Source organism: Pantoea sp. Sc1 (genome assembly GCF_000255315.1).
GTDB lineage: Bacteria > Pseudomonadota > Gammaproteobacteria > Enterobacterales > Enterobacteriaceae > Pantoea > Pantoea anthophila.
This window is the reverse complement of sequence record NZ_AJFP01000001.1, coordinates 473,723-496,867: the sequence shown is the minus strand read 5'-3', so window position 1 is coordinate 496,867 and position 23,145 is coordinate 473,723. Positions and strand designations below refer to the sequence as shown.

Annotated in this window: 36 protein-coding genes; 34 read left to right on the top strand and 2 right to left on the bottom strand. The window is 53.0% G+C overall.

Annotation, left to right across the window (positions count from 1 at the left end; all coding sequences use genetic code 11):
- Positions 1-9 precede the first annotated feature (9 nt).
- The 4 genes from kefG to slyD all read left to right on the top strand — a co-directional run bounded on the left by kefG (position 10) and on the right by slyD (position 3,343).
- A complete protein-coding gene (kefG, locus tag S7A_RS02455) occupies positions 10-561 on the top strand; it encodes a glutathione-regulated potassium-efflux system ancillary protein KefG (protein ID WP_009087624.1) in 552 nt (183 codons plus the stop codon).
- Positions 562-2,367 (top strand): glutathione-regulated potassium-efflux system protein KefB, encoded by a 1,806-nt coding sequence (gene kefB / locus S7A_RS02450; protein ID WP_009087622.1) that lies wholly within the window; start codon positions 562-564, stop codon positions 2,365-2,367.
- A gap of 23 nt (positions 2,368-2,390) precedes the next feature.
- The gene (locus S7A_RS02445) at positions 2,391-2,585 is read left to right on the top strand and encodes a YheV family putative zinc ribbon protein (RefSeq protein WP_009087620.1); all 195 of its coding nucleotides are present in this window, start codon (positions 2,391-2,393) and stop codon (positions 2,583-2,585) included.
- A 197-nt stretch (positions 2,586-2,782) separates the two neighbouring features.
- Positions 2,783-3,343 (top strand): peptidylprolyl isomerase, encoded by a 561-nt coding sequence (slyD, locus tag S7A_RS02440; protein ID WP_009087618.1) that lies wholly within the window; start codon positions 2,783-2,785, stop codon positions 3,341-3,343.
- Between the two features lie 92 nt (positions 3,344-3,435).
- On the opposite strand, the gene S7A_RS02435 is transcribed toward slyD, so the two are convergent.
- Entirely contained in the window at positions 3,436-3,654 is a 219-nt protein-coding gene (locus tag S7A_RS02435) for a SlyX family protein (RefSeq protein WP_009087615.1), read from the bottom strand.
- Between the two features lie 269 nt (positions 3,655-3,923).
- Here S7A_RS02435 and fkpA point away from each other — a divergent pair, with 269 nt between their 5' ends.
- The 11 genes from fkpA to bfr all read left to right on the top strand — a co-directional run bounded on the left by fkpA (position 3,924) and on the right by bfr (position 12,165).
- Positions 3,924-4,769, top strand: coding sequence for an FKBP-type peptidyl-prolyl cis-trans isomerase (fkpA, locus tag S7A_RS02430; protein ID WP_009087613.1), 846 nt, complete (start codon positions 3,924-3,926; stop codon positions 4,767-4,769).
- Positions 4,770-4,935: 166 nt separating this feature from the next.
- Positions 4,936-5,658, top strand: coding sequence for a transcriptional regulator (locus S7A_RS02425; protein ID WP_009087612.1), 723 nt, complete (start codon positions 4,936-4,938; stop codon positions 5,656-5,658).
- Positions 5,658-6,044 (top strand): sulfurtransferase complex subunit TusD, encoded by a 387-nt coding sequence (tusD, locus tag S7A_RS02420; RefSeq protein ID WP_009087610.1) that lies wholly within the window; start codon positions 5,658-5,660, stop codon positions 6,042-6,044. The genes S7A_RS02425 and tusD overlap by 1 nt, the downstream gene beginning before the upstream one ends.
- Entirely contained in the window at positions 6,044-6,403 is a 360-nt protein-coding gene (tusC, locus tag S7A_RS02415) for a sulfurtransferase complex subunit TusC (RefSeq protein WP_009087608.1), read from the top strand. The genes tusD and tusC overlap by 1 nt, the downstream gene beginning before the upstream one ends.
- 9 nt (positions 6,404-6,412) lie before the next feature.
- Positions 6,413-6,700: a sulfurtransferase complex subunit TusB gene (gene tusB, locus S7A_RS02410; RefSeq protein WP_009087606.1), complete on the top strand. Its 288-nt coding sequence runs from the start codon at positions 6,413-6,415 to the stop codon at positions 6,698-6,700.
- 124 nt (positions 6,701-6,824) lie between these two features.
- Complete coding sequence (gene rpsL / locus S7A_RS02405; protein ID WP_003852912.1) at positions 6,825-7,199, top strand: 30S ribosomal protein S12; 375 nt, start codon at positions 6,825-6,827, stop codon at positions 7,197-7,199.
- 96 nt (positions 7,200-7,295) lie between these two features.
- Positions 7,296-7,766: a 30S ribosomal protein S7 gene (rpsG, locus tag S7A_RS02400; RefSeq protein ID WP_009087603.1), complete on the top strand. Its 471-nt coding sequence runs from the start codon at positions 7,296-7,298 to the stop codon at positions 7,764-7,766.
- Between the two features lie 93 nt (positions 7,767-7,859).
- Complete coding sequence (fusA, locus tag S7A_RS02395; protein WP_009087601.1) at positions 7,860-9,974, top strand: elongation factor G; 2,115 nt, start codon at positions 7,860-7,862, stop codon at positions 9,972-9,974.
- A gap of 68 nt (positions 9,975-10,042) precedes the next feature.
- The gene (tuf, locus tag S7A_RS02390; protein ID WP_009087599.1) at positions 10,043-11,227 is read left to right on the top strand and encodes an elongation factor Tu; all 1,185 of its coding nucleotides are present in this window, start codon (positions 10,043-10,045) and stop codon (positions 11,225-11,227) included.
- Between the two features lie 171 nt (positions 11,228-11,398).
- Positions 11,399-11,593 carry a bacterioferritin-associated ferredoxin gene (gene bfd / locus S7A_RS02385; RefSeq protein WP_009087597.1) on the top strand — a complete coding sequence of 65 codons (195 nt, stop codon included), beginning with the start codon at positions 11,399-11,401 and terminating at the stop codon, positions 11,591-11,593.
- Between the two features lie 98 nt (positions 11,594-11,691).
- Positions 11,692-12,165, top strand: coding sequence for a bacterioferritin (bfr, locus tag S7A_RS02380; RefSeq protein WP_009087595.1), 474 nt, complete (start codon positions 11,692-11,694; stop codon positions 12,163-12,165).
- On the opposite strand, the gene S7A_RS02375 is transcribed toward bfr, so the two are convergent.
- The gene (locus S7A_RS02375) at positions 12,152-12,922 is read right to left on the bottom strand and encodes an A24 family peptidase (RefSeq protein WP_009087593.1); all 771 of its coding nucleotides are present in this window, start codon (positions 12,920-12,922) and stop codon (positions 12,152-12,154) included. The two genes, bfr and S7A_RS02375, sit on opposite strands and share 14 nt — an antisense overlap.
- A gap of 393 nt (positions 12,923-13,315) precedes the next feature.
- Between S7A_RS02375 and rpsJ the strand changes: the two genes are divergently transcribed.
- The 19 genes from rpsJ to rplR all read left to right on the top strand — a co-directional run bounded on the left by rpsJ (position 13,316) and on the right by rplR (position 23,133).
- Complete coding sequence (gene rpsJ, locus S7A_RS02370) at positions 13,316-13,627, top strand: 30S ribosomal protein S10 (protein ID WP_001181005.1); 312 nt, start codon at positions 13,316-13,318, stop codon at positions 13,625-13,627.
- Positions 13,628-13,659: 32 nt separating this feature from the next.
- Positions 13,660-14,289 (top strand): 50S ribosomal protein L3, encoded by a 630-nt coding sequence (gene rplC / locus S7A_RS02365; protein WP_006120583.1) that lies wholly within the window; start codon positions 13,660-13,662, stop codon positions 14,287-14,289.
- A 10-nt stretch (positions 14,290-14,299) separates the two neighbouring features.
- The gene (gene rplD / locus S7A_RS02360) at positions 14,300-14,905 is read left to right on the top strand and encodes a 50S ribosomal protein L4 (RefSeq protein ID WP_009087590.1); all 606 of its coding nucleotides are present in this window, start codon (positions 14,300-14,302) and stop codon (positions 14,903-14,905) included.
- Positions 14,902-15,204 (top strand): 50S ribosomal protein L23, encoded by a 303-nt coding sequence (gene rplW, locus S7A_RS02355; protein ID WP_003850708.1) that lies wholly within the window; start codon positions 14,902-14,904, stop codon positions 15,202-15,204. The genes rplD and rplW overlap by 4 nt, the downstream gene beginning before the upstream one ends.
- 17 nt (positions 15,205-15,221) lie before the next feature.
- Positions 15,222-16,043: a 50S ribosomal protein L2 gene (gene rplB, locus S7A_RS02350; RefSeq protein ID WP_009087588.1), complete on the top strand. Its 822-nt coding sequence runs from the start codon at positions 15,222-15,224 to the stop codon at positions 16,041-16,043.
- Between the two features lie 16 nt (positions 16,044-16,059).
- Positions 16,060-16,338, top strand: a complete 279-nt coding sequence (gene rpsS, locus S7A_RS02345; protein ID WP_001138115.1) for a 30S ribosomal protein S19 — start codon at positions 16,060-16,062, stop codon at positions 16,336-16,338.
- A 13-nt stretch (positions 16,339-16,351) separates the two neighbouring features.
- Complete coding sequence (gene rplV, locus S7A_RS02340) at positions 16,352-16,684, top strand: 50S ribosomal protein L22 (RefSeq protein WP_008927136.1); 333 nt, start codon at positions 16,352-16,354, stop codon at positions 16,682-16,684.
- A 17-nt stretch (positions 16,685-16,701) separates the two neighbouring features.
- The gene (gene rpsC, locus S7A_RS02335; protein ID WP_009087585.1) at positions 16,702-17,400 is read left to right on the top strand and encodes a 30S ribosomal protein S3; all 699 of its coding nucleotides are present in this window, start codon (positions 16,702-16,704) and stop codon (positions 17,398-17,400) included.
- 12 nt (positions 17,401-17,412) lie between these two features.
- Positions 17,413-17,823, top strand: a complete 411-nt coding sequence (rplP, locus tag S7A_RS02330) for a 50S ribosomal protein L16 (RefSeq protein WP_002438716.1) — start codon at positions 17,413-17,415, stop codon at positions 17,821-17,823.
- On the top strand, positions 17,823-18,014 hold the full coding sequence (rpmC, locus tag S7A_RS02325) for a 50S ribosomal protein L29 (RefSeq protein WP_003850146.1): 192 nt from the start codon (positions 17,823-17,825) through the stop codon (positions 18,012-18,014). The genes rplP and rpmC overlap by 1 nt, the downstream gene beginning before the upstream one ends.
- Positions 18,014-18,268: a 30S ribosomal protein S17 gene (gene rpsQ, locus S7A_RS02320; protein WP_003850147.1), complete on the top strand. Its 255-nt coding sequence runs from the start codon at positions 18,014-18,016 to the stop codon at positions 18,266-18,268. Before rpmC ends, rpsQ begins: the two co-directional genes overlap by 1 nt.
- A gap of 358 nt (positions 18,269-18,626) precedes the next feature.
- Positions 18,627-19,979: an 8-oxoguanine deaminase gene (locus S7A_RS02315; protein ID WP_033736069.1), complete on the top strand. Its 1,353-nt coding sequence runs from the start codon at positions 18,627-18,629 to the stop codon at positions 19,977-19,979.
- Between the two features lie 248 nt (positions 19,980-20,227).
- Positions 20,228-20,599 (top strand): 50S ribosomal protein L14, encoded by a 372-nt coding sequence (gene rplN / locus S7A_RS02310; RefSeq protein WP_006120590.1) that lies wholly within the window; start codon positions 20,228-20,230, stop codon positions 20,597-20,599.
- Positions 20,600-20,609: 10 nt separating this feature from the next.
- Positions 20,610-20,924, top strand: coding sequence for a 50S ribosomal protein L24 (rplX, locus tag S7A_RS02305; RefSeq protein WP_003850150.1), 315 nt, complete (start codon positions 20,610-20,612; stop codon positions 20,922-20,924).
- A gap of 14 nt (positions 20,925-20,938) precedes the next feature.
- Positions 20,939-21,478, top strand: coding sequence for a 50S ribosomal protein L5 (gene rplE, locus S7A_RS02300; RefSeq protein ID WP_003850155.1), 540 nt, complete (start codon positions 20,939-20,941; stop codon positions 21,476-21,478).
- Between the two features lie 14 nt (positions 21,479-21,492).
- Positions 21,493-21,798 carry a 30S ribosomal protein S14 gene (gene rpsN, locus S7A_RS02295; RefSeq protein WP_008927132.1) on the top strand — a complete coding sequence of 102 codons (306 nt, stop codon included), beginning with the start codon at positions 21,493-21,495 and terminating at the stop codon, positions 21,796-21,798.
- 32 nt (positions 21,799-21,830) lie between these two features.
- Complete coding sequence (rpsH, locus tag S7A_RS02290; RefSeq protein WP_003850158.1) at positions 21,831-22,223, top strand: 30S ribosomal protein S8; 393 nt, start codon at positions 21,831-21,833, stop codon at positions 22,221-22,223.
- Positions 22,224-22,236: 13 nt separating this feature from the next.
- Positions 22,237-22,770: a 50S ribosomal protein L6 gene (rplF, locus tag S7A_RS02285; protein ID WP_009087581.1), complete on the top strand. Its 534-nt coding sequence runs from the start codon at positions 22,237-22,239 to the stop codon at positions 22,768-22,770.
- 9 nt (positions 22,771-22,779) lie between these two features.
- Positions 22,780-23,133 carry a 50S ribosomal protein L18 gene (gene rplR, locus S7A_RS02280; RefSeq protein WP_003850163.1) on the top strand — a complete coding sequence of 118 codons (354 nt, stop codon included), beginning with the start codon at positions 22,780-22,782 and terminating at the stop codon, positions 23,131-23,133.
- The last annotated feature ends 12 nt before the right edge of the window (positions 23,134-23,145 follow it).

The following is a 23,145-nucleotide window of genomic DNA, read 5'->3' as shown; positions in this document are numbered from 1 at the left end:
AGGGAAAGGATGTCGCAGCCACCCCGCGTGTTACTGCTTTTTGCTCATCCGGAATTACAGGATTCCGTCGCTAACCGGATTTTGTTGCAGTCGGCGCAGGCGCTGGAACACGTCACCGTACACGATCTGTACGCCACCTATCCGGATTTTTTTATCGATATTCATCATGAACAGCAGCTGCTGCGCGAACATGATGTCATCATTTTTCAGCATCCGCTCTATACCTATAGCTGTCCGGCCCTGCTGAAAGAGTGGCTGGACCGGGTGCTGTCGCGCGGTTTTGCCAGTGGCGTGGATGGCAATGCGCTGGAAGGAAAATACTGGCGCAGCGTTGTGACGACTGGGGAGCCGGAGAGCGCCTTTAAACAGCAGGGGCTGAACCGCTATTCACTCAATGACATCATGCGGCCCTTTGAGCTGACCGCACAGATGTGCCGCATGCACTGGATGCCGCCGATGATCGTCTACTGGGCGCGTCGGCAGAGTCCTGAACTGATGAAAAATTATGCCCGCGCCTATGGCGAGTGGCTGGCAGCTCCGCTGCCGAATGGAGGGATATAGATGGAAGGGCAAACGCTGCTGACCGCCGGGGTGATTTATCTGGTCGCGGCGGTATTAATTGTACCGGTGGCGGCTCGCCTCGGGATTGGTGCTGTACTGGGCTATCTGGTGGCGGGGATCGCTATCGGCCCGTGGGGATTAGGTTTTATCAGCGACGTCGATGAGATTCTCCATTTCTCGGAACTGGGCGTGGTTTTCCTGATGTTTATTATTGGCCTGGAGCTGAACCCGGCAAAGCTGTGGGCGCTGCGCCGCTCCATTTTTGGTGTCGGCGCGGCGCAGGTCATCTTCTCTGCGGCGATTCTGGGCGGCCTGCTGTGGCTGACCGACTTTAGCTGGCAGGCGGCGGTCATCGGCGGCATCGGTCTGGCGATGTCCTCAACCGCGATGGCGCTGCAGCTGATGATGGATAAAGGCATGAACCGCAGCGAAGCGGGGCAGCTGGGCTTTTCGGTGCTGCTGTTTCAGGATATCGCGGTGATCCCGGCCCTGGCGCTGATTCCGCTGCTGGCGGGCACCGACAGTGGCCATATTGACTGGATGAAAGTCGGCATGAAGGTGCTGGCGTTCGCAGGCATGCTGGTGGGGGGACGCTATCTGCTGCGGCCTATCTTCCGCTATATCGCCGCATCAGGTGTCCGTGAGGTCTTTACCGCCGCCTCGCTGCTGCTGGTGCTGGGCTCCGCGCTGTTTATGGATGCGCTGGGTCTGTCGATGGCGCTGGGCACCTTTATCGCGGGGATCCTGCTGGCAGAGAGTGAATACCAGCATGAGCTGGAGGTGGCGATTGACCCTTTCAAAGGGTTGCTGCTGGGCCTGTTCTTTATTTCCGTTGGCATGGCGCTCAACCTCGGTGTGCTCTATACCCATATTGTGACCATCCTGCTGGGCGTGGTGACGCTGGTGGCGGTGAAAACGCTGGTGCTCTATCTGCTGGCGCGTATTTATGGCTTACGCAGTTCCGAGCGGCAGCAGTTTGCCGGCGTGCTGAGTCAGGGGGGGGAGTTCGCCTTTGTGCTCTTCTCCGCGGCCTCTTCGGCGAAGCTCTTCTCCGGCGATCAGCTGCCGATGCTGCTGGTGACCGTCACCCTGTCGATGATGACCACGCCCCTGCTGATGCAGGGCATTGATCGTCTGCTGGCGCATCGCTTCAATGAGCCCGATGAAGAAGCAGAGAAGCACTTTGTTGAAGACGATCAGCCACAGGTGATTGTGGTGGGCTTTGGTCGCTTCGGCCAGGTGGTTGGCCGCTTGCTGATGGCGAACAACAAACGTATCACCGTGCTGGAGCGCGACATCAGTGCGGTAAGCCTGATGCGCAAATATGGCTACAAGGTCTATTACGGCGACGCCACCGAGCTGGAGTTATTGCGCGCGGCGGGCGCAGCCAGCGCGCAGGCGATTGTAATCACCTGTAATGAACCGGAAGATGTGATGACCATCGTGCACTTATGTCAGCAGCACTTCCCGCAGCTGCAGATTCAGGCGCGCGCCCGGGGCCGTGTCGAGGCACACGAACTGCTGCAGGCCGGCGTGACGCAGTTCTCACGTGAAACCTTCTCCAGTGCGCTGGAGCTGGGACGCAAGACGCTGATGTCACTGGGGATGCATCCGCATCAGGCGCATCGCGCCCAGCAGCATTTCCGCCGGCTCGATATGCGGATGCTGCGTGAACTGATGCCCAGCCTCTCTGAAAGTGCGCAGGCGTCGCGCGTGCGTGAAGCGCGGCGGGAACTGGAAGATATCTTCCAGCGCGAAATGCAGCGCGAAAAGCGGCAGATCGATGGCTGGGACGATGATCAATAACCTTTTAAAACAGGCTGAAGCTCATGCGTAAACGTTTTATTGCTGGTGCGACATGCCCGCACTGCCAGGAGAAGGACACGCTGGCGATGTGGTGTGAAAATAGTGTCGATGTCGTGGAGTGTGTGAAGTGTGGACATCAGATGCGCGAGGCGGATAAACAGGCGCGCGATCAGGTTCGCACTAACGAGCAGGTTATCGGGATTTTCCATCCCGAGTAGCGAAGTGACGCAGCTTTTTTTACGCTTAAACTTACAGCGGGATTGAATTCCGTTACAATTGACGCCATTAACGCTGTGGTCGCAAGAGAAAGTGAAACCCCTCTTGCACTCAGCCCCGAACCTTTCTGGTTGGTGTTATTGCACGCAAGAATAGACCAATGAGACGGGATCTTAGTTCTCAACGGTTAGGAGATATCATGAAAGTAGCAAAAGACCTGGTGGTAAGCCTGGCCTATCAGGTACGTACAGAAGACGGCGTGTTAGTTGACGAGTCACCGGTGAGCGCACCGTTAGACTATCTGCACGGTCATGGTTCCCTGATTTCTGGTCTGGAAAATGCGCTGGAAAACCACGTTGCCGGCGACAAATTTGACGTGCATATCCCGGCAAACGACGCTTACGGTCAGTATGACGATAACCTGGTGCAGCGTGTTCCTAAAGATGTCTTCATGGGCGTCGACGAACTGCAGGTTGGCATGCGCTTCCTGGCAGAAACCGATCAGGGTCCGGTTCCGGTTGAAATCACCGAAGTGGAAGACGATCACGTCGTGGTTGATGGTAACCACATGCTGGCGGGTCAGAACCTGAACTTTAACGTTGAAGTGGTTGCGATTCGTGAAGCGACGCCGGAAGAACTGGCTCACGGCCATGTTCACGGTGCAGACGGTCATCATCATGACCACGATCACGGCCATGATCACGACCACGATCACGGTAAAGGCGGTTGTGGCACTGGCGGTTGCGGCTGCAGCCACTAAGTCTGACAATCGGTTAAGGCCACCTTCGGGTGGCCTTTCTTTTGGCGGCTATCCGGCGCTGGTCCGGACGGACAGGGGCCGACAGCGCGCGATCAGTAGTGTGGCGGCGGCGTCTCTTCAGACTGTGAGGCCACCAGTGAGGTTGCGTTCGCTTTGAGCTTGTCGGTTAAAAGGCGTATCTGCTCACGCATTTTACTCATCTCCAGCTCGTGCTGAACAACGGCGCTGTTCAGCTGCTCAATGGTCATCTCCTGAAAGGCCAGTTTGCTCTCTAACGTCTCCAGACGCTGTTCCCACTCAGACTGTTGCATGACCTGTTCCTCTGTTAAGGTGCGACTCAGGGCGTGATTCTACGACCTGAACGCCAGGAATCACCTGTTTTTTTCATGCCCGAAGACGTTGCGCTTGAAAAAAGGTGGCGCGGCATCATCTCTGATGAAACTTCCCGCTGTTATAAAGGTCGGAGGTTAACCGGGTAATTACATTGTGGGAGTGTTCGACACTGCCACGTAAAGTTATAGTGTGGACCCTGAAGTCCGCAATGTTTCCCGAGGTTAGACGCTTCGGTTTTGGAGAATGGATGAAATCACTGTTTAAAGTCACATTGTTAGCTACCACCATGGCTGTTGCGCTGAATGCTCCGCTGGCTATGGCGGCTGAAACCGCTGCGGCTCCTCAGGCTGCCCCGGCTGCTGCGCCACAGTCTGCGCCTCAGGCACCGAAAAATGCGGCTTTCAAAGATGAAGACCAGCAGTCAGCCTATGCACTGGGTGCTTCACTGGGTCGCTACATGGACAACTCCCTGAAGGAGCAGGAAAAACTGGGCATCAAACTGGATAAGCAGCAGCTGATCGCGGGCGTCCAGGATGCATTCGGTGGCAAGAGCAAACTCTCTGATGAAGAGATTGAGCAGACACTGCAGGCGTTCGAAGGCCGCGTGAAAGGCGCTGCCTCTGCGAAAATGGAAAAAGATGCGAAAGAGAATGCTGAAAAGGGCACGGGTTACGCGACCAAATTCGCCAAAGAGAGCGGCGTGAAGAAAACGGAAACCGGCCTGCTCTATAAAGTTGAGAAAGAGGGCAGCGGCGACGCACCAAAAGATAGCGACACTGTGGTGGTTAACTACAAAGGTACCCTGATTGATGGTACTGAGTTTGACAACTCTTACACCCGTGGCGAGCCCCTCTCTTTCCGTCTGGATGGCGTCATCCCGGGCTGGACCGAAGGCCTGAAGCACGTGAAGAAAGGGGGCAAGATCAAGCTGGTCATCCCACCGCAGCTGGCTTACGGTAAAAATGGCGTTCCGGGTATTCCGGCTAACTCCACGCTGGTGTTTGATGTTGAGCTGCTTGATATCAAACCGGCCCCAAAAGCCGATGAAAAAGCACAGGCGCCTGCGCCTGCTGCCGCAGAAAAAGCGCAGTAATCTGCTGACCGCCGCCTCCGGGCGGCGGTTTCATTTCGCCTTCACGACAAACCTCTGGCATAAGCCGACGACATTTGCCAGACTAATGCCTGCCTAATTATCCCAACATTGAGTCTGCCCATAAGCCGCTGTGACAGGCTCCAGCCATTCAGGGTGATACTCTTCAATGTCTAATCCATTCAATCCGGGTGAACTGAGCGACTTCGATCTTCTGGAGCAGCGCCCGTTCGAACAAACTGATTACGATATTCTGAAATCGTACGAGGCTGTCGTGGATGGCCTGGCGATGTTGATCGGTTCGCACTGTGAAATCGTCCTGCATTCACTGGAAGATCTTAAGTGTTCAGCCGTTCGCATCGCCAATGGAGAGCACACGGGCCGTAAGGTCGGTTCGCCTATCACCGATCTGGCCCTGCGGATGCTGCATGATATGCATGGCGCGGACAGTAATGTTTCCCGTGCCTACTTCACGCGCGCCAAAAGCGGCGTGCTGATGAAGTCCGTGACCATCGCGATTCGTAACCGTCAGCAGCGGGTTATCGGCCTGCTCTGTATCAACATGAATCTTGATGTGCCGTTCTCGCAGATTATGTCGACCTTTATGCCGCCCGAGATGCAGCAGGTTGACTCCAGCGTTAACTTCGCCAGTTCGGTCGATGACCTGGTTATGCAGACCCTGGAGTTTACGATTGAAGAGGTCAGCGCTGACCGCAATGTCTCCAACAACGCCAAGAACCGTCAGATTGTGCTCAACCTGTATGAGAAGGGGATCTTCGACATTAAGGATGCCATCAACCAGGTCGCTGACCGGCTGAACATCTCGAAGCACACCGTCTATCTCTACATCCGCCAGTTTAAAAATGGCGATTTTCAGGGACAGGATCGCTGATGCGTTACACCCTGCTGGTGACCGGCCCGGCCTACGGCACGCAACAGGCAACCAGTGCCTGGCTGTTTGCCCGGGCACTGCTGGCGGCGGGTCATCAGCTTGAAAGCGTTTTCTTCTATCGTGAAGGGGTGCTCAATGCTAACCAGCTGACGGCACCAGCCAGCGACGAGTTTGATCTGGTGCGGGCATGGCAGGCATTGCATCAGGAGCAGGGGGTCGAACTGAATATTTGTGTGGCGGCCGCACTGCGGCGTGGAATCAGCGACCCGCAGGAGGCAGCTCGTCTGCACCTGGCGGCCAGTAATCTGCAGCCGGGATTTACCCTGAGCGGGCTGGGTGCGCTGGCAGAAGCGGCGCTGAGCTGTGAACGCATGGTGCAGTTCTGATGAATCGGGTTGCCTTTGTCTTTACCCGTGCGCCCCATGGCAGCAGCGCAGGGCGTGAGGGGCTGGATGCCGCACTGGCAACGGGCGCACTCAGCGACGATATCGGCCTGTTCTTTATCGGCGATGGGGTGCTGCAGCTTAATCTGCATCAGCAACCTGAACGCATAAAGAGCCGTCACTATGCCGCGACGTTTGGCGTGCTGGCACTCTATGACATTGAGCAGTGCTATCTCTGCCGGACATCACTGATTGCGCGCGGACTGGACGCTGACGCCGGGCGGCTGCTGGACGTGACGCTACTGGACGCGCCGGAACTGCGCCAGCAGCTGGCCAGCTTCGATCGCATTCTGACTTTTTAAGAGGCGCAAATGCTGCATACTCTGATGCACTCTCCGTCGCACAGCGACCTCGACACGCTGTTATTAATGGCGGAAGCCGGTGATGATCTGCTGCTGCTACAGGATGGTGTGCTGGCTGCCGTGGCTGGCAGTCGGGCATGGGTTCAGCTGTCAGCCTGCAAAGCGACGCTGTGGGTTCTGGACGAAGATGTCCAGGCGCGCGGGCTGGCTGGACAAATTTCGACCACTGTGCGGTCCGTAGACTATAATGGCTTTGTCACGCTAACGATCAGGCATCCGCAACAAATGGTCTGGTAATCGGCTAAAACCTGGTTATTTCTTGACACCCTTTTGACGCAGCCCTAAAATTCTGCCTCCTCGTAATTCTACGAGGCGATTTATTACGTGTTTACGAAGCAAAAGCAAATCCAGGAGCTATTTAATGGCAACAGTTAACCAGCTGGTTCGCAAACCACGCGTCCGCAAAGTTGCAAAGAGCAACGTGCCGGCGCTGGAAGCTTGCCCGCAAAAACGTGGCGTTTGTACTCGTGTGTACACCACCACTCCTAAAAAACCTAACTCCGCACTGCGTAAAGTTTGCCGTGTGCGTCTGACCAACGGTTTTGAAGTGACTTCCTACATCGGTGGTGAAGGTCACAACCTGCAGGAGCACTCCGTGATCCTGATCCGTGGCGGTCGTGTAAAAGACCTGCCAGGTGTGCGTTACCACACCGTTCGTGGCGCGCTGGACTGCTCAGGTGTTAAAGACCGTAAGCAGGCTCGCTCCAAGTACGGCGTGAAGAAGCCAAAGGCTTAATGGTTCTCCGTTAAGTAAGGCCAAACGTTTTAAATTAAATGTCAAAATAAACTCATAGAGTTTTGGACAATCCTGAATTAACAACGGAGTATTTCCATGCCACGTCGTCGCGTCATTGGTCAGCGTAAAATTCTGCCAGATCCTAAGTTCGGATCAGAGCTGCTGGCCAAATTTGTAAATATCCTGATGGTAGATGGTAAAAAATCTACTGCAGAATCTATCGTTTATACCGCGCTTGAGACCCTGGCTCAGCGTTCAGGTAAAAACTCCCTGGAAGCCTTTGAAGTAGCACTGGAAAACGTGCGCCCGACTGTCGAAGTTAAGTCACGTCGCGTTGGTGGTTCTACCTATCAGGTACCAGTTGAAGTCCGTCCGGTTCGTCGTAATGCCCTGGCAATGCGCTGGATCGTAGATGCTGCTCGTAAACGTGGTGATAAATCAATGGCTCTTCGCCTGGCGAACGAACTTTCTGATGCTGCAGAGAACAAAGGTACTGCAGTTAAGAAACGTGAAGACGTTCACCGCATGGCAGAAGCCAACAAGGCGTTCGCACACTACCGCTGGTAACAGTCGCGTAGTTATTGTTAAACCAGCGGGCGCCCAAACGGCCAACCCGCTGGGGTTGACTAATTTTGAACGTCCGAAAAACCGAGGAATAAAATGGCTCGTAAAACACCCATTGCTCGCTACCGTAACATCGGTATCAGTGCGCACATCGACGCCGGTAAAACTACCACTACCGAACGTGTTCTGTTCTACACCGGTGTAAACCACAAAATCGGTGAAGTACACGACGGCGCAGCAACCATGGACTGGATGGAGCAGGAACAGGAACGTGGTATTACTATCACCTCCGCTGCGACCACCTGTTACTGGTCTGGTATGGCTAAGCAGTTCGAACCACACCACATCAATATCATCGACACCCCAGGACACGTTGACTTCACCATCGAAGTAGAACGTTCTATGCGTGTTCTTGATGGCGCGGTAATGGTTTACTGTGCAGTTGGTGGCGTTCAGCCACAGTCTGAAACCGTATGGCGTCAGGCTAACAAATACAAAGTTCCACGCATTGCGTTCGTTAACAAAATGGACCGCATGGGTGCTAACTTCCTGAAAGTTGTTAATCAGATGGAAGTTCGTCTGGGTGCAACTCCAGTTCCTCTGCAGCTGGCTATCGGCGCAGAAGAGAAATTCACCGGTGTTGTTGACCTGGTGAAAATGAAAGCAATCAACTGGAACGACGAAGACCAGGGTGTAACCTTTGTTTACGAAGATATCCCGGCTGATATGCAGGAACTGGCTGAAGAATGGCGCGGCAAGCTGATCGAAGCAGCAGCAGAAGCCTCTGAAGAGCTGATGGAGAAATTCTTCAGCGGTGAAGAGCTGAGCGAAGAAGAGATCAAAACTGCTCTGCGTAAGCGCGTTCTGAACAACGAAATTATCCTGGTAACCTGTGGTTCTGCATTTAAGAACAAAGGTGTTCAGGCGATGCTGGATGCCGTTGTTGAATATCTGCCAGCACCGACTGACGTTACCGCGATCAACGGTATGCTGGACGACGGTAAAGACACGCCGGCTGTTCGTCACTCAGACGACAACGAGCCGTTTGCTGCACTGGCGTTCAAAATCGCTACCGACCCGTTTGTAGGTAACCTGACCTTCTTCCGCGTTTACTCTGGTGTTGTTAACACTGGTGACACCGTGTTCAACCCGGTTAAGTCAAACCGTGAGCGTCTGGGCCGTATCGTTCAGATGCACGCTAACAAGCGTGAAGAAATTAAAGAAGTCCGTGCGGGTGATATCGCCGCTGCGATCGGCCTGAAAGATGTGACCACTGGTGATACCCTGTGTGACCCGGATAACGTCATCATCCTTGAGCGCATGGAATTCCCTGAGCCAGTGATCTCAATCGCTGTTGAGCCGAAAACCAAAGCTGACCAGGAAAAAATGGGTCTGGCTCTGGGCCGTCTGGCGAAAGAAGACCCATCATTCCGCGTATGGACTGATGAAGAATCTAACCAGACCATCATCGCCGGTATGGGTGAGCTGCACCTCGACATCATCGTTGACCGTATGAAGCGTGAATTCAACGTGGAAGCAAACGTGGGTAAACCACAGGTTGCTTACCGTGAAGCGATCCGCACTAAAGTTACCGACGTTGAAGGTAAACACGCCAAGCAGTCTGGTGGTCGTGGTCAGTACGGTCATGTTGTTATCGACATGTACCCACTGGAGCCAGGTTCGAACCCGAAAGGCTACGAATTTGTCAACGACATCAAAGGTGGTGTGATTCCTGGTGAATACATCCCTGCGGTTGATAAAGGTATCCAGGAGCAGCTGAAATCAGGCCCACTGGCTGGTTATCCGGTTGTGGATCTGGGCGTGCGTCTGCACTTCGGTTCTTACCATGATGTCGACTCCTCTGAGCTGGCGTTTAAACTGGCCGCGTCAATCGCCTTCAAACAAGGCTTTAAACAAGCGCAGCCGGTTCTGCTTGAGCCTATCATGAAGGTTGAAGTAGAGACTCCGGAAGAGAACACGGGTGATGTCATCGGTGACCTTAGCCGTCGTCGTGGTATGCTTAAAGGGCAGGAATCTAACGCTACTGGCGTTCAGATTCACGCTGAAGTTCCGCTGTCTGAAATGTTCGGATACGCAACTCAGCTGCGTTCTCTGACCAAAGGTCGTGCTTCTTACTCCATGGAGTTCCTGAAGTATGACGATGCGCCGAACAACGTAGCGCAGGCCGTTATTGAAGCTCGTAGCAAATAAGCTACGGTTTAAATTTGAACTGATGCCTTCACCCACGTGGTGAAGGCACAACGTAAGGAATTATCGCCATGGCGAAAGAGCAATTTCAGCGTAACAAACTGCACGTAAACGTGGGCACCATCGGTCACGTCGACCACGGTAAAACCACCCTGACCGCAGCTATCACCACCGTACTGTCTAAGACTTACGGCGGCCAGGCGCGTGCATTCGATCAGATCGATAACGCACCAGAAGAGAAAGCACGTGGTATCACCATCAACACTTCACACGTTGAGTATGAAACCCCGACTCGTCACTATGCACACGTTGACTGCCCAGGCCACGCCGACTATGTGAAAAACATGATCACCGGTGCTGCGCAGATGGACGGCGCGATCCTGGTTGTTGCTGCGACTGATGGCCCAATGCCACAGACCCGTGAGCACATCCTGCTGGGTCGTCAGGTTGGCGTTCCTTACATCATCGTGTTCCTGAACAAGTGTGACATGGTTGATGATGAAGAGCTGCTGGAACTGGTTGAGATGGAAGTGCGTGACCTGCTGTCAGCCTATGACTTCCCAGGCGACGACACTCCAATCGTTCGTGGTTCTGCTCTGAAAGCGCTGGAAGGCGACGCTGAGTGGGAAGCGAAAATCATCGAGCTGGCTGAGCACCTGGACAACTACATCCCAGAGCCACAGCGTGCGATCGACATGCCGTTCCTGCTGCCAATCGAAGACGTATTCTCAATCTCTGGCCGTGGTACCGTTGTTACCGGTCGTGTTGAGCGCGGCATCGTTAAAGTCGGCGACGAAGTTGAAATCGTAGGTATCAAAGATACTGCGAAATCAACCTGTACCGGTGTTGAGATGTTCCGTAAGCTGCTGGACCAGGGTCAGGCAGGCGAAAACTGTGGTGTTCTGCTGCGCGGTATCAAGCGTGAAGACATCCAGCGTGGTCAGGTTCTGGCTAAGCCAGGCACCATCAAGCCACACACCCAGTTCGAGTCAGAAGTATACGTTCTGTCTAAAGACGAAGGTGGCCGCCATACTCCGTTCTTCAAGGGCTACCGTCCACAGTTCTACTTCCGTACCACTGACGTGACCGGTTCAGTAGAGCTGCCAGAAGGCGTTGAAATGGTAATGCCAGGCGACAACATCAAAATGGTTGTTACCCTGATCCACCCAATCGCAATGGACGAAGGTCTGCGCTTCGCAATCCGCGAAGGCGGCCGTACCGTTGGCGCGGGTGTTGTTGCTAAAGTTATCGCTTAATTGTGATATCTGCTGTGGTCGTGCAAACGGCCACTGCAACACAAAGAAAAGAGCACTTCGGTGCTCTTTTTTTTTGCCTGAAGAGCGCCATAACCCTGCAAAGGGTGGGTTTGTAATAAAAACGATTCGCATTTACACTGTGTACAGAAAATGGTCTCGAGTGATGAAAGAATGTACGTCTGCCTGTGTAATGCCATCAGTGATAAAACCCTTCGTGAAGTAGTACGGCGCTATCAGCCCAAATCCATCCAGCAACTGCGTCATTTTGTACCGGTCGGCAAACAGTGCGGCAAATGTCTGCGCGCCGCGCGGGAAATCATGGATGAAGAGATGCAGCATCCACCACTCTATAAAGAGATCGCCTGACACACCGCGTGTGCGAATACCCACAATATCTGTCGCGTTTTTTTGACTTCTTTTTAATCACATCTACGATCTGATAAAGCAGACGTGGAGGGTTAACAATGAAGGGCGATATCAAAATTATCAGTCATCTCAATAAACTGCTTGGAAATGAACTGGTTGCTATAAACCAGTATTTTTTGCATGCGCGGATGTTTAAAAACTGGGGGCTGATGCGCCTCAATGATGTGGAGTATCACGAATCGATCGATGAGATGAAGCATGCCGACAAATACATCGAGCGCATTCTTTTTCTGGAAGGGATCCCGAATCTGCAGGATCTGGGCCGGCTGCGCATCGGTGAGGACGTTGAGGAAATGCTGAGTTCAGATCTTAATCTGGAGCTGGAAGGCGCCAAAGATCTGCGTGAAGCGATCGCCTATGCGGACAAAGTTCATGACTATGTCAGCCGTGACATGATGATTGAAATCCTGGCAGATGAGGAGCATCACATCGACTGGATCGAGACGGAGCTGGAGCTCATCAGGATGATGGGGATCCAGAACTACCTGCAGGCTCAGATCAAAGAAGCGTGAACCGCGTCTGCAGGACGAGAGTGACCCAGCCCGCAATGGCCAGGAAAGGGCCAAAAGGCAGCGGGCTGACGCCCTGCGTCCGGCCACGCAATTGCAGCATCAACACGCCTGCCAGCGCCAGCAGAGTGGCACCCAGTGCAATCCAGGGCAATCCCTGCCAGCCACAGCAGGCCCCCAGCGCGGCGAAAAGCTTCATATCACCATATCCTAATCCCTCATACCCCCTGACCAGTCGGTAGCCCTGGGCAAGCAGCCACAGTGCACTATAGCCCGACAGTGCACCCCATATCGCCGCGGTTTCGGTGCCTGTCAGTGTCGCATGAATTAACCCCAGCCAGAGCAACAGATAATTGAGCGGGTCAGGTATGCAGAGATGGCGACGGTCAATCAGGGCCACCATCATCAACAGAGAGGCCGCCGTGAGAATAAACAGCGCATCAGTCAGGCTGTCGAAGCTTAGCAGTACAAGCAGGCTCAGGCTGGCAACCAGCCATTCCATGACCACACTCTCTGCACCAAATGAGTAGGAGCAGAAGCGACAACGGCCTTTTAAGGCAGCCCAGCTGATCAGCGGCAGCGTATCGCGCCATAACAGAGGCTGGCGGCAGTGGGGACAGTGCGAACCGGGAAAACAGAGGGCGGCACACCACCGGGTGGGAGAAAGGGCAGGGGTAAAGCGCGCGCAGGCCAGCGAAAGAAAGCTGCCCAGCGCACCTCCCCCAGCCAGGGCGGCTAACTGAATCAGGATTAAGGTCATCTTCGGGCTCCGGCTAAACGGTCGGCCAAACTTTCACCGCTTTTACACTCTATGTCGCCCGTGTATGCCAGCTTGCGGAACCCTGTTCACAACCTGATTCACCCCCTGTCAGTCATAAGGCAGGTCTGTGCGATGTATGCCTCAGGACCCGGCCACTAATTAACAGCGAAAATGCCAGCACGGGTTGCTTCCTGAACAGAATTACGTATAATGCGCGGGCCTGCAGATATTGCAGGCGCGATTCGAGCAGAATCGCAGACGGCTGACCGTTAGGCCGCCTGACAATACTCCCAATTGGGGAGTTATATGCTGAACGATTACACTCTCCCATCAATCGTAATGGGTTCGAGTAGTAATTTTTTTCGTCTATAAAAAGTTTGGAGCTCTGGTCTCATGCAGAACCAAAGAATCCGTATCCGTCTTAAAGCGTTTGATCATCGTCTGATCGATCAATCAACCGCGGAAATCGTTGAGACTGCCAAGCGCACTGGTGCGCAGGTTCGTGGTCCAATCCCGCTGCCAACCCGCAAAGAGCGTTTTACCGTTCTGATCTCTCCGCACGTCAACAAAGATGCGCGTGATCAGTACGAAATCCGCACTCACAAGCGTCTGGTAGACATCGTTGAGCCAACCGAAAAAACGGTTGATGCTCTGATGCGTCTGGATCTGGCTGCCGGTGTTGACGTGCAGATCAGCCTGGGTTAATCAGGTCATCGAGCGATTGAGAGGTTGAAACAATGATTGGTTTAGTCGGTAAAAAAGTGGGTATGACCCGCATCTTCACTGAAGATGGCGTTTCTATCCCAGTAACCGTAATCGAAGTTGAAGCGAACCGCGTTACTCAGGTCAAAGGCCTGGAGAACGATGGTTACCAGGCAATTCAGGTTACCACCGGTGCTAAAAAAGCAAACCGTGTGACCAAACCTGAAGCTGGTCATTTTGCTAAAGCTGGCGTTGAAGCTGGCCGTGGCCTGTGGGAATTCCGCACCGCTGAAGGTGACGAGTATTCTGTAGGTCAGAGCATCAGCGTTGAAATTTTCGCTGACGTTAAAAAAGTAGACGTAACTGGCACCTCTAAAGGTAAAGGTTTCGCCGGTACCGTTAAGCGCTGGAACTTCCGTACCCAGGACGCTACTCACGGTAACTCCTTGTCTCACCGCGTTCCGGGTTCTATCGGTCAGAACCAGACTCCGGGCAAAGTGTTCAAAGGCAAGAAAATGGCAGGTCAGCTGGGTAATGAGCGCGTAACAGTTCAGAGCCTGGACGTAGTACGTGTTGACGCTGAGCGCAACCTGCTGCTGGTTAAAGGTGCAGTTCCCGGTGCTACCGGTAGCGACCTGATCGTTAAACCAGCTGTGAAGGCGTAAGGGGATAGCAATGGAATTAGTATTGAAAGACGCGCAGAGCGCGCTGACTGTTTCCGAAACTACCTTCGGTCGTGATTTCAACGAAGCGCTGGTTCACCAGGTTGTTGTTGCTTACGCATCAGGCGCCCGCCAGGGAACTCGCGCGCAGAAAACTCGCGCTGAAGTAACCGGTTCAGGCAAAAAGCCATGGCGTCAGAAAGGCACCGGCCGTGCGCGTTCAGGTTCTGTAAAGAGCCCGATCTGGCGTTCAGGTGGCGTGACCTTTGCTGCTAAGCCACAAGACCACAGTCAAAAAGTTAACAAAAAGATGTACCGCGGCGCGCTGAAAAGCATTCTGTCCGAACTGGTACGTCAGGACCGTCTGATCGTTGTCGAATCATTTGCTGTAGAAGCGCCGAAAACCAAGCTGCTGGTACAGAAACTGAAAGACATGGCGCTGGAAGACGTGCTGATCATCACCGGCGAACTGGATGAGAATCTGTTCCTGGCTGCGCGTAACCTGTACAAGGTTGACGTGCGTGATGCATCTGGTATCGATCCAGTTAGCCTGATCGCCTTCGACAAAGTCGTTATGACTGCTGATGCAGTTAAGCAAGTTGAGGAGATGCTGGCATGATCCGTGAAGAACGTCTGCTGAAAGTACTGCGCGCGCCGCACGTATCTGAAAAAGCATCTAGCGCGATGGAAAAAACCAATACCATCGTTCTCAAAGTTGCTAATGACGCGACCAAAGCAGAGATCGTTGCTGCTGTTGAGAAACTGTTCGAAGTAGAAGTTAAAGACGTAAACACCCTGGTTGTTAAGGGCAAAGTTAAGCGTCAAGGACAGCGTATCGGTCGTCGTAGCGACTGGAAAAAAGCTTACGTCACCCTGAAAGAAGGCCAGAATCTGGACTTCGCTGGCGGCGCTGAGTAAGTCGGAGGAGAAAGACAATGGCAGTTGTTAAATGTAAACCGACATCTCCGGGTCGTCGCCATGTAGTTAAAGTGGTAAACGCGGAGCTGCACAAGGGCAAACCATTTGCCCCGCTGGTAGAAAAAAACAGCAAATCCGGTGGCCGTAACAACAATGGTCGTATCACTACCCGTCATATCGGTGGTGGTCACAAGCAGGCTTATCGTATTGTTGACTTCAAACGCAACAAAGACGGTATCCCGGCAGTTGTTGAACGTCTTGAGTACGATCCGAACCGCTCTGCGAACATCGCACTGGTTCTGTACAAAGACGGCGAACGCCGTTACATCCTGGCCCCTAAAGGCCTGAAAGCCGGCGACCAGATTCAGTCTGGCGTTGATGCTGCGATCAAAGCAGGTAACACACTGCCGATGCGTAACATCCCGGTGGGTTCAACCGTGCATAACGTAGAAATGAAACCAGGCAAAGGCGGTCAGATTGCTCGCTCAGCCGGTGCTTACGTGCAGATCGTTGCGCGTGAAGGTTCTTACGTTACCCTGCGTCTGCGTTCAGGTGAAATGCGTAAAGTCGAGTCTGACTGCCGCGCAACACTGGGCGAAGTCGGCAACGCTGAGCATATGCTGCGCGTTCTGGGTAAAGCTGGTGCAGCCCGTTGGCGTGGTGTTCGTCCGACCGTTCGTGGTACCGCGATGAACCCAGTTGATCACCCGCACGGTGGTGGTGAAGGTCGTAACTTTGGTAAGCACCCGGTTTCTCCGTGGGGCGTTCAGACCAAAGGTAAGAAGACCCGTAGCAACAAGCGTACTGATAAATTTATCGTACGTCGCCGTAGCAAATAATATTAGAGGATAAGCCATGCCACGTTCTCTCAAGAAAGGTCCTTTTATTGACCTGCACTTGCTGAAGAAGGTAGAGAAAGCGGTGGAAAGCGGTGACAAGAAGCCTTTGCGCACTTGGTCCCGTCGTTCAACGATCTTTCCTAACATGATCGGTTTGACCATCGCTGTCCATAATGGTCGTCAGCACGTTCCTGTCTTTGTTTCCGACGAAATGGTTGGTCACAAACTGGGTGAATTCGCGCCGACACGTACTTATCGCGGTCACGCGGCTGATAAAAAAGCCAAGAAGAAATAAGTAGGAGGAAGAGATGGAAACTTTAGCTCAACATCGCCACGCTCGTTCTTCTGCTCAGAAGGTTCGCCTTGTTGCTGACCTGATTCGCGGTAAGAAAGTGTCGCAGGCACTGGACATTTTGACCTACACCAACAAGAAAGCGGCTGTACTGGTCAAGAAAGTTCTGGAATCTGCCATTGCTAACGCCGAACACAACGATGGCGCTGATATCGACGATCTGAAAATCACGAAAATTTTCGTTGATGAAGGTCCGACCATGAAACGCATTATGCCGCGTGCCAAAGGTCGTGCAGATCGCATCCTGAAGCGCACCAGCCACATTACTGTGGTTGTGTCCGATCGCTGAGACTCTGGAGACTAGCAATGGGTCAGAAAGTACATCCTAATGGTATTCGCCTGGGTATTGTAAAACCATGGAACTCTACCTGGTTTGCGAACACCAAAGAATTCGCTGACAACCTGGACAGCGATTTTAAAGTCCGTCAGTTTTTGACTAAAGAACTGGCTAAAGCGTCTGTCTCTCGTATCGTTATCGAGCGTCCAGCTAAGAGCATCCGTGTGACTATTCACACCGCTCGTCCTGGCATCGTTATCGGTAAGAAAGGCGAAGACGTAGAAAAACTGCGCACGGTCGTCGCGAACATCGCTGGCGTTCCTGCACAGATCAATATCGCCGAAGTCCGCAAGCCGGAACTGGACGCAAAACTGGTTGCTGACAGCATCACTTCACAGCTGGAGCGTCGTGTGATGTTCCGTCGTGCTATGAAGCGTGCGGTTCAGAACGCCATGCGTCTTGGCGCGAAGGGTATTAAAGTCGAAGTTAGCGGCCGTCTGGGCGGCGCCGAGATCGCACGTACCGAATGGTATCGTGAAGGTCGCGTACCGTTGCACACACTGCGTGCTGACATTGACTACAACACCTCTGAAGCGCACACCACTTATGGTGTAATCGGCGTTAAGGTATGGATCTTCAAAGGTGAGATCCTGGGTGGTATGGCTGCTGTTGAACAACCGGAACCGGCTGCTCAACCTAAAAAGCAGCAGCGTAAAGGCCGTAAGTAAGGAGAGTCGCTGATGTTACAACCAAAGCGTACAAAATTCCGTAAGGTGCACAAAGGCCGCAACCGCGGTCTGGCGCAGGGTACGGATGTTAGCTTCGGTACTTTCGGTCTGAAAGCTGTTGGCCGTGGTCGTCTGACTGCTCGTCAGATCGAAGCAGCACGTCGTGCTATGACCCGTGCAGTTAAGCGTCAAGGTAAGATCTGGATCCGAGTATTCCCGGACAAACCGATCACCGAGAAGCCGCTGGAAGTGCGTATGGGTAAAGGTAAGGGTAACGTTGAGTATTGGGTTGCCCTGATCCAGCCTGGTAAAGTCCTGTATGAAATGGACGGCGTACCAGAAGAGCTGGCCCGTGAAGCATTCAAGCTGGCAGCAGCAAAACTGCCTATCAAAACCACCTTTGTAACTAAGACGGTGATGTAATGAAAGCAACTGAGCTGCGTGAAAAAAGCGTTGAAGAGCTGAACACTGAGCTGCTTAATCTGCTGCGTGAGCAATTTAACCTGCGCATGCAGGCAGCATCTGGCCAACTGCAGCAGACTCATCTGCTGAAACAGGTTCGCCGTGATGTTGCACGCGTTAAGACTTTACTGACTGAGAAGGCGGGTTCGTAATGACCGATAAAATCCGTACTCTGCAGGGTCGTGTAGTAAGTGACAAAATGCAGAAATCTGCAGTTGTTGCTATCGAACGTTTCGTGAAACACCCGATCTACGGCAAATTCATTAAGCGTACGACCAAGCTGCACATCCATGACGAGAACAATGAATGTGGAATCGGCGACGTGGTAGAAATCCGCGAATGCCGTCCACTGTCCAAGACTAAATCCTGGACCCTGGTTCGCGTAATTGAGAAAGCCGTTCTGTAATAAGAACCGTTTTTTCTGAGGAAACCCTCTGCTTCGGCAGGGGGTTTTTTTTTGCCTCTGCCCCGGTATTGATCCATTTGTGTCCCCGGCCATGCAGATTTGATAGTGCGCACAAATTCGACAGTTTCCTGGCGGTAAGCTGCGACTCTTCAGGCGGTCTGGCCTGAATGCACCGTGCTGAACAGGCCGGTGTCGTCATAACTGTACAAGGAAATGTGCCGTGAAAATGGAGAGTCCCGATCGCTTACGGCGGTCACTGCTGAAATTACCTTTGTTTGCTGCGTTGCCTGCTATTAGCTCTGCCAAAAGCTTGCCGCTATTATCGGAAAGCACACAACATCAACCTACAGGCAATAGCATGGAACGAACTCTGTTACTGAAGAACGCCGACTGTGTAGTTTGCATGGATGCTGACCGTCGGGAAATTCGCAACGCCTCTGTTCTGATCAAAGGAAATCAGATCGTGGCGGTCGGAGAAGCCGGAACACTACCCGATAGCGCGGATGAAGTTATCGACCTGCGTGGGCACATTGTGATTCCGGGTCTGATCAATACGCATCACCATATGTATCAGAGCCTGACCCGCGCCATTCCGGCTGTGCAGAATGGTGAACTCTTTAACTGGCTGACTCACCTCTATCCTCTCTGGCAGAACCTGACACCTGAGATGATTCGTATCTCAACGCAGATGTCGATGGCTGAACTGATACTCTCTGGCTGCACGACCACCAGTGATCATCTCTATGTCTATCCCAATGGCTGTCAGCTTGATGACAGTATTGAGGCTGCTGCTGTCATGGGAATGCGTTTCCATGCAAGCCGGGGCAGTATGAGCGTGGGGAAATCACGGGGCGGCTTACCGCCCGATAGCCTGGTGGAGAATGAATCGGCAATTCTGAAAGATACGCAGCGGGTCATTGAACGCTATCACGATGAAAGCCACGGTTCGATGCTACGCATCGTGGTGGCTCCCTGTTCGCCATTCTCCGTCAGCCGTGAGCTGATGAAGCAGTCCGCCGCACTGGCCCGCAGTTTCAGCGTCTCGATGCACACGCATCTGGCAGAGAACGACAGCGACATCCGCTACAGTCGCGAAAAATTTAATATGACCCCTGCGCAGTATGTGGAGGACCTCGGCTGGGTTGGCCCGGATGTCTGGCATGCTCACTGCGTCAAACTCGATCCACAGGGTATTGAACTCTTTGCCCGCACCGGAACCGGCATTGCTCATTGTCCCTGCTCAAATATGCGGCTCGGCTCAGGCATCGCCCCGATACGCCATATGTGTGATGCCGGTGTGCATGTCGGTCTTGGTGTGGATGGCTCCGCCTCCAATGACAGCTCAGATATGATGGCCGAGGTTCGTCAGGCGATGCTGCTGCAGCGTGTCGGGTTTGGCCCGGATGCCATGACCGCACGGCAGGCCCTGGAGCTGGCAACGCTGGGAAGTGCAAAAGTGCTTAACCGTAATGATGTGGGGGCTATCGCGCCTGGCATGATGGCTGACCTGGCGGTGTTTGATCTGAATCGGCCAGGCCTGGCTGGGGCAGGGCACGATCCGGTTGCCGCCCTGGTGTTCTGTAATCCGGGACAGGTGGCTTACAGCATCATTAACGGACAAGTTCGGGTACGTAAAGGAGAACTGGCCGGAATTGAACTGCCAGTGCTGCTGCGTCAGCACAACCAACTGGCCACAAAACTGGCAGGCTGAGACAGAAGGGCACTTTATTTGGGGATCGACGAAAAATAAGGCAGATTACATTTGCTACTGTTCGCACTATTCCCTAGAATACGCCCTCCCTGTCATCAGGGAAAATCAGCGGCTCGATTGAGAGCCGTTTATTTTTTCTACCCATCTGTGAGAACCGGTGTTACAATGCCGCGCCCTCAATTATGGGGCTTTCTAACGACCTGAGGTTTAGGTCCCGAAGTAGTAGTTGACATTAGCGGAGCACTAAAATGATCCAAGAACAGACTATGCTGAACGTCGCCGACAACTCCGGTGCACGTCGCGTAATGTGTATCAAGGTTCTGGGTGGCTCGCACCGTCGCTACGCAGGCGTCGGTGACATCATCAAAGTTACCATCAAGGAAGCAATTCCTCGTGGTAAAGTCAAAAAAGGTGATGTCCTGAAGGCGGTAGTGGTGCGCACCAGGAAGGGTGTTCGTCGCCCGGACGGTTCTGTCATTCGCTTCGATGGTAATGCATGCGTTATTCTGAACAATAACAGTGAGCAGCCTATCGGTACGCGTATTTTTGGGCCGGTAACTCGTGAACTTCGTACTGAAAAGTTCATGAAAATTATCTCTCTGGCACCAGAAGTACTCTAAGGAGCGAACAATGGCAGCTAAAATCCGTCGTAACGACGAAGTTATCGTGTTGACCGGTAAAGATAAAGGTAAGCGCGGTAAGGTAAAGAATGTCCTGTCTTCTGGTAAGGTCATCGTTGAAGGTATCAACCTGGTGAAGAAACATCAGAAGCCGGTTCCGGCTCTGAACCAGCCAGGTGGCATCGTTGAAAAAGAAGCTGCTATTCAGGTTTCTAACGTTGCACTGTTCAACGCGGCAACTGGTAAGGCTGACCGTGTAGGCTTTAGATTCGAAGACGGCAAAAAAGTCCGTTTCTTCAAGTCTAACAGCGAAACTATCAAGTAATTTGGAGTAGTACGATGGCGAAACTGCATGATTACTACAAAGACGAAGTAGTCCAGAAACTCATGACAGAGTTTGGCTACAATTCTGTCATGCAAGTCCCTCGGGTCGAGAAGATCACCCTGAACATGGGTGTTGGTGAAGCGATCGCTGACAAGAAACTGCTGGATAACGCAGCAGCTGACCTGGCAGCAATCTCCGGTCAAAAACCGCTGGTCACCAAAGCACGCAAATCAGTTGCAGGCTTCAAAATCCGTCAGGGCTATCCGATCGGCTGTAAAGTAACTCTGCGTGGCGAGCGCATGTGGGAGTTCTTTGAGCGTCTGGTCACCATTGCTGTTCCACGTATCCGTGACTTCCGTGGCTTGTCCGCTAAGTCATTCGATGGTCGTGGCAACTACAGCATGGGTGTACGTGAGCAGATCATCTTCCCAGAAATCGACTACGACAAAGTCGATCGCGTTCGTGGTTTGGATATCACCATTACCACTACTGCGAAATCTGATGATGAAGGCCGTGCTCTGCTGGCTGCCTTTGACTTCCCGTTCCGTAAGTAAGGTAGGGTTACTTAATGGCTAAGCAATCTATGAAAGCACGTGAAGTTAAACGTGCAAAATTAGCAGACAAATTCTTCGCTAAACGCGCTGAACTGAAAGCGATCATCTCTGATGTGAACGCTTCCGACGAAGACCGTTGGGATGCTGTTCTGAAGCTGCAGAGTCTGCCGCGTGATTCCAGCCCTTCACGTCAGCGTAACCGCTGCCGTCAAACAGGTCGTCCGCACGGTTTCCTGCGGAAGTTTGGGTTGAGCCGTATCAAGGTCCGCGAAGCCGCCATGCGCGGTGAAATCCCGGGCCTGAAAAAGGCTAGCTGGTAATTGTCACCAATTGAATCACGGGAGTAACACAGATGAGCATGCAAGATCCGATCGCGGATATGCTGACCCGTATCCGTAACGGTCAGGCCGCGAACAAAGTTGCGGTCACCATGCCTTCCTCCAAGCTGAAATTGGCAATTGCCAACGTTCTGAAGGAAGAAGGTTATATTGAAGATTTCAAAATCGAAGGCGACATCAAGCTGGAACTGGAACTGACTCTTAAGTATTTCCAGGGTAAAGCTGTTGTAGAAAGCATTCAGCGAGTAAGCCGTCCTGGCCTGCGCATCTATAAGAAAAAAGATGAGCTGCCAAAGGTAATGGCTGGTATGGGCATCGCTGTAGTTTCTACATCCAAAGGTGTCATGACTGATCGTGCAGCGCGCCAGGCTGGTCTTGGTGGCGAAATTATCTGCTACGTAGCGTAATCGGAGGATACATATGTCTCGTGTTGCTAAAGCACCTGTCGTTGTTCCTGCCGGCGTAGAGGTAAAACTCGACGGTCAGGTAATTTCGATTAAAGGTAAAAACGGCGAGCTGACTCGTACTATCAATGATGCTGTTGAAGTTAAGCATGCTGACAACGCTCTGACTTTCGCTCCGCGCGAAGGTTTCGTTGACGGCTGGGCGCAGGCGGGTACTTCTCGCGCGCTGCTGAACGCAATGGTTATCGGTGTTACCGAAGGCTTCACTAAGAAGCTGCAGCTGGTTGGTGTAGGTTATCGTGCTGCCGTTAAAGGCGATATGGTTAACCTGTCACTGGGCTTTTCTCATCCAGTCGATCACCAGCTGCCCGCGGGTATCACTGCAGAATGCCCAACTCAGACTGAGATCGTGCTGAAAGGCGCTGATAAGCAGCTGATTGGTCAGGTTGCAGCAGACCTGCGCGCCTACCGTCGTCCTGAGCCTTACAAAGGCAAGGGTGTCCGTTACGCCGACGAAGTCGTGCGTACCAAAGAGGCTAAGAAGAAGTAAGGTAACACTATGGATAAGAAATCTGCTCGTATCCGTCGTGCGACCCGTGCACGTCGCAAGCTCAAAGAGCTGGGTGCTACTCGCCTGGTGGTACATCGTACCCCGCGTCATATTTACGCACAGGTAATCGCCCCGAACGGTTCCGAAGTTCTGGTCGCTGCTTCTACTGTAGAAAAAGCTATCACTGAACAACTGAAGTATACCGGTAATAAAGAAGCCGCAGCTGCAGTAGGTAAAGCTATCGCAGAACGCGCAATCGAAAAAGGCATCACAGGTGTTTCTTTCGACCGTTCCGGTTTCCAATATCATGGTCGCGTCCAGGCACTGGCAGATGCTGCCCGTGAAGCTGGCCTTCAGTTCTAAGGTAGAGGTCTA

What these genes read in the sequence shown, in the direction of transcription:
- tusD (WP_009087610.1), top strand. Translation starts at nt 5,658, where the DNA reads ATGCGTTACACCCTGCTGGTGACCGGCCCGGCCTACGGCACGCAACAG.
- rplP (WP_002438716.1), top strand. Translation starts at nt 17,413, where the DNA reads ATGTTACAACCAAAGCGTACAAAATTCCGTAAGGTGCACAAAGGCCGC.
- rpsS (WP_001138115.1), top strand. Translation starts at nt 16,060, where the DNA reads ATGCCACGTTCTCTCAAGAAAGGTCCTTTTATTGACCTGCACTTGCTG.
- rpsQ (WP_003850147.1), top strand. Translation starts at nt 18,014, where the DNA reads ATGACCGATAAAATCCGTACTCTGCAGGGTCGTGTAGTAAGTGACAAA.
- rpsL (WP_003852912.1), top strand. Translation starts at nt 6,825, where the DNA reads ATGGCAACAGTTAACCAGCTGGTTCGCAAACCACGCGTCCGCAAAGTT.
- rpsG (WP_009087603.1), top strand. Translation starts at nt 7,296, where the DNA reads ATGCCACGTCGTCGCGTCATTGGTCAGCGTAAAATTCTGCCAGATCCT.
- rplV (WP_008927136.1), top strand. Translation starts at nt 16,352, where the DNA reads ATGGAAACTTTAGCTCAACATCGCCACGCTCGTTCTTCTGCTCAGAAG.
- kefG (WP_009087624.1), top strand. Translation starts at nt 10, where the DNA reads ATGTCGCAGCCACCCCGCGTGTTACTGCTTTTTGCTCATCCGGAATTA.
- S7A_RS02425 (WP_009087612.1), top strand. Translation starts at nt 4,936, where the DNA reads ATGTCTAATCCATTCAATCCGGGTGAACTGAGCGACTTCGATCTTCTG.
- rplD (WP_009087590.1), top strand. Translation starts at nt 14,300, where the DNA reads ATGGAATTAGTATTGAAAGACGCGCAGAGCGCGCTGACTGTTTCCGAA.
- bfd (WP_009087597.1), top strand. Translation starts at nt 11,399, where the DNA reads ATGTACGTCTGCCTGTGTAATGCCATCAGTGATAAAACCCTTCGTGAA.
- tusB (WP_009087606.1), top strand. Translation starts at nt 6,413, where the DNA reads ATGCTGCATACTCTGATGCACTCTCCGTCGCACAGCGACCTCGACACG.
- slyD (WP_009087618.1), top strand. Translation starts at nt 2,783, where the DNA reads ATGAAAGTAGCAAAAGACCTGGTGGTAAGCCTGGCCTATCAGGTACGT.
- rpsN (WP_008927132.1), top strand. Translation starts at nt 21,493, where the DNA reads ATGGCTAAGCAATCTATGAAAGCACGTGAAGTTAAACGTGCAAAATTA.
- fusA (WP_009087601.1), top strand. Translation starts at nt 7,860, where the DNA reads ATGGCTCGTAAAACACCCATTGCTCGCTACCGTAACATCGGTATCAGT.
- rplN (WP_006120590.1), top strand. Translation starts at nt 20,228, where the DNA reads ATGATCCAAGAACAGACTATGCTGAACGTCGCCGACAACTCCGGTGCA.
- S7A_RS02375 (WP_009087593.1), bottom strand. Translation starts at nt 12,922, where the DNA reads ATGACCTTAATCCTGATTCAGTTAGCCGCCCTGGCTGGGGGAGGTGCG.
- rplX (WP_003850150.1), top strand. Translation starts at nt 20,610, where the DNA reads ATGGCAGCTAAAATCCGTCGTAACGACGAAGTTATCGTGTTGACCGGT.
- fkpA (WP_009087613.1), top strand. Translation starts at nt 3,924, where the DNA reads ATGAAATCACTGTTTAAAGTCACATTGTTAGCTACCACCATGGCTGTT.
- tusC (WP_009087608.1), top strand. Translation starts at nt 6,044, where the DNA reads ATGAATCGGGTTGCCTTTGTCTTTACCCGTGCGCCCCATGGCAGCAGC.
- tuf (WP_009087599.1), top strand. Translation starts at nt 10,043, where the DNA reads ATGGCGAAAGAGCAATTTCAGCGTAACAAACTGCACGTAAACGTGGGC.
- rplE (WP_003850155.1), top strand. Translation starts at nt 20,939, where the DNA reads ATGGCGAAACTGCATGATTACTACAAAGACGAAGTAGTCCAGAAACTC.
- S7A_RS02435 (WP_009087615.1), bottom strand. Translation starts at nt 3,654, where the DNA reads ATGCAACAGTCTGAGTGGGAACAGCGTCTGGAGACGTTAGAGAGCAAA.
- rpsJ (WP_001181005.1), top strand. Translation starts at nt 13,316, where the DNA reads ATGCAGAACCAAAGAATCCGTATCCGTCTTAAAGCGTTTGATCATCGT.
- rplF (WP_009087581.1), top strand. Translation starts at nt 22,237, where the DNA reads ATGTCTCGTGTTGCTAAAGCACCTGTCGTTGTTCCTGCCGGCGTAGAG.
- rplC (WP_006120583.1), top strand. Translation starts at nt 13,660, where the DNA reads ATGATTGGTTTAGTCGGTAAAAAAGTGGGTATGACCCGCATCTTCACT.
- rpmC (WP_003850146.1), top strand. Translation starts at nt 17,823, where the DNA reads ATGAAAGCAACTGAGCTGCGTGAAAAAAGCGTTGAAGAGCTGAACACT.
- S7A_RS02445 (WP_009087620.1), top strand. Translation starts at nt 2,391, where the DNA reads ATGCGTAAACGTTTTATTGCTGGTGCGACATGCCCGCACTGCCAGGAG.
- rpsH (WP_003850158.1), top strand. Translation starts at nt 21,831, where the DNA reads ATGAGCATGCAAGATCCGATCGCGGATATGCTGACCCGTATCCGTAAC.
- bfr (WP_009087595.1), top strand. Translation starts at nt 11,692, where the DNA reads ATGAAGGGCGATATCAAAATTATCAGTCATCTCAATAAACTGCTTGGA.
- S7A_RS02315 (WP_033736069.1), top strand. Translation starts at nt 18,627, where the DNA reads ATGGAACGAACTCTGTTACTGAAGAACGCCGACTGTGTAGTTTGCATG.
- kefB (WP_009087622.1), top strand. Translation starts at nt 562, where the DNA reads ATGGAAGGGCAAACGCTGCTGACCGCCGGGGTGATTTATCTGGTCGCG.
- rplR (WP_003850163.1), top strand. Translation starts at nt 22,780, where the DNA reads ATGGATAAGAAATCTGCTCGTATCCGTCGTGCGACCCGTGCACGTCGC.
- rplW (WP_003850708.1), top strand. Translation starts at nt 14,902, where the DNA reads ATGATCCGTGAAGAACGTCTGCTGAAAGTACTGCGCGCGCCGCACGTA.
- rpsC (WP_009087585.1), top strand. Translation starts at nt 16,702, where the DNA reads ATGGGTCAGAAAGTACATCCTAATGGTATTCGCCTGGGTATTGTAAAA.
- rplB (WP_009087588.1), top strand. Translation starts at nt 15,222, where the DNA reads ATGGCAGTTGTTAAATGTAAACCGACATCTCCGGGTCGTCGCCATGTA.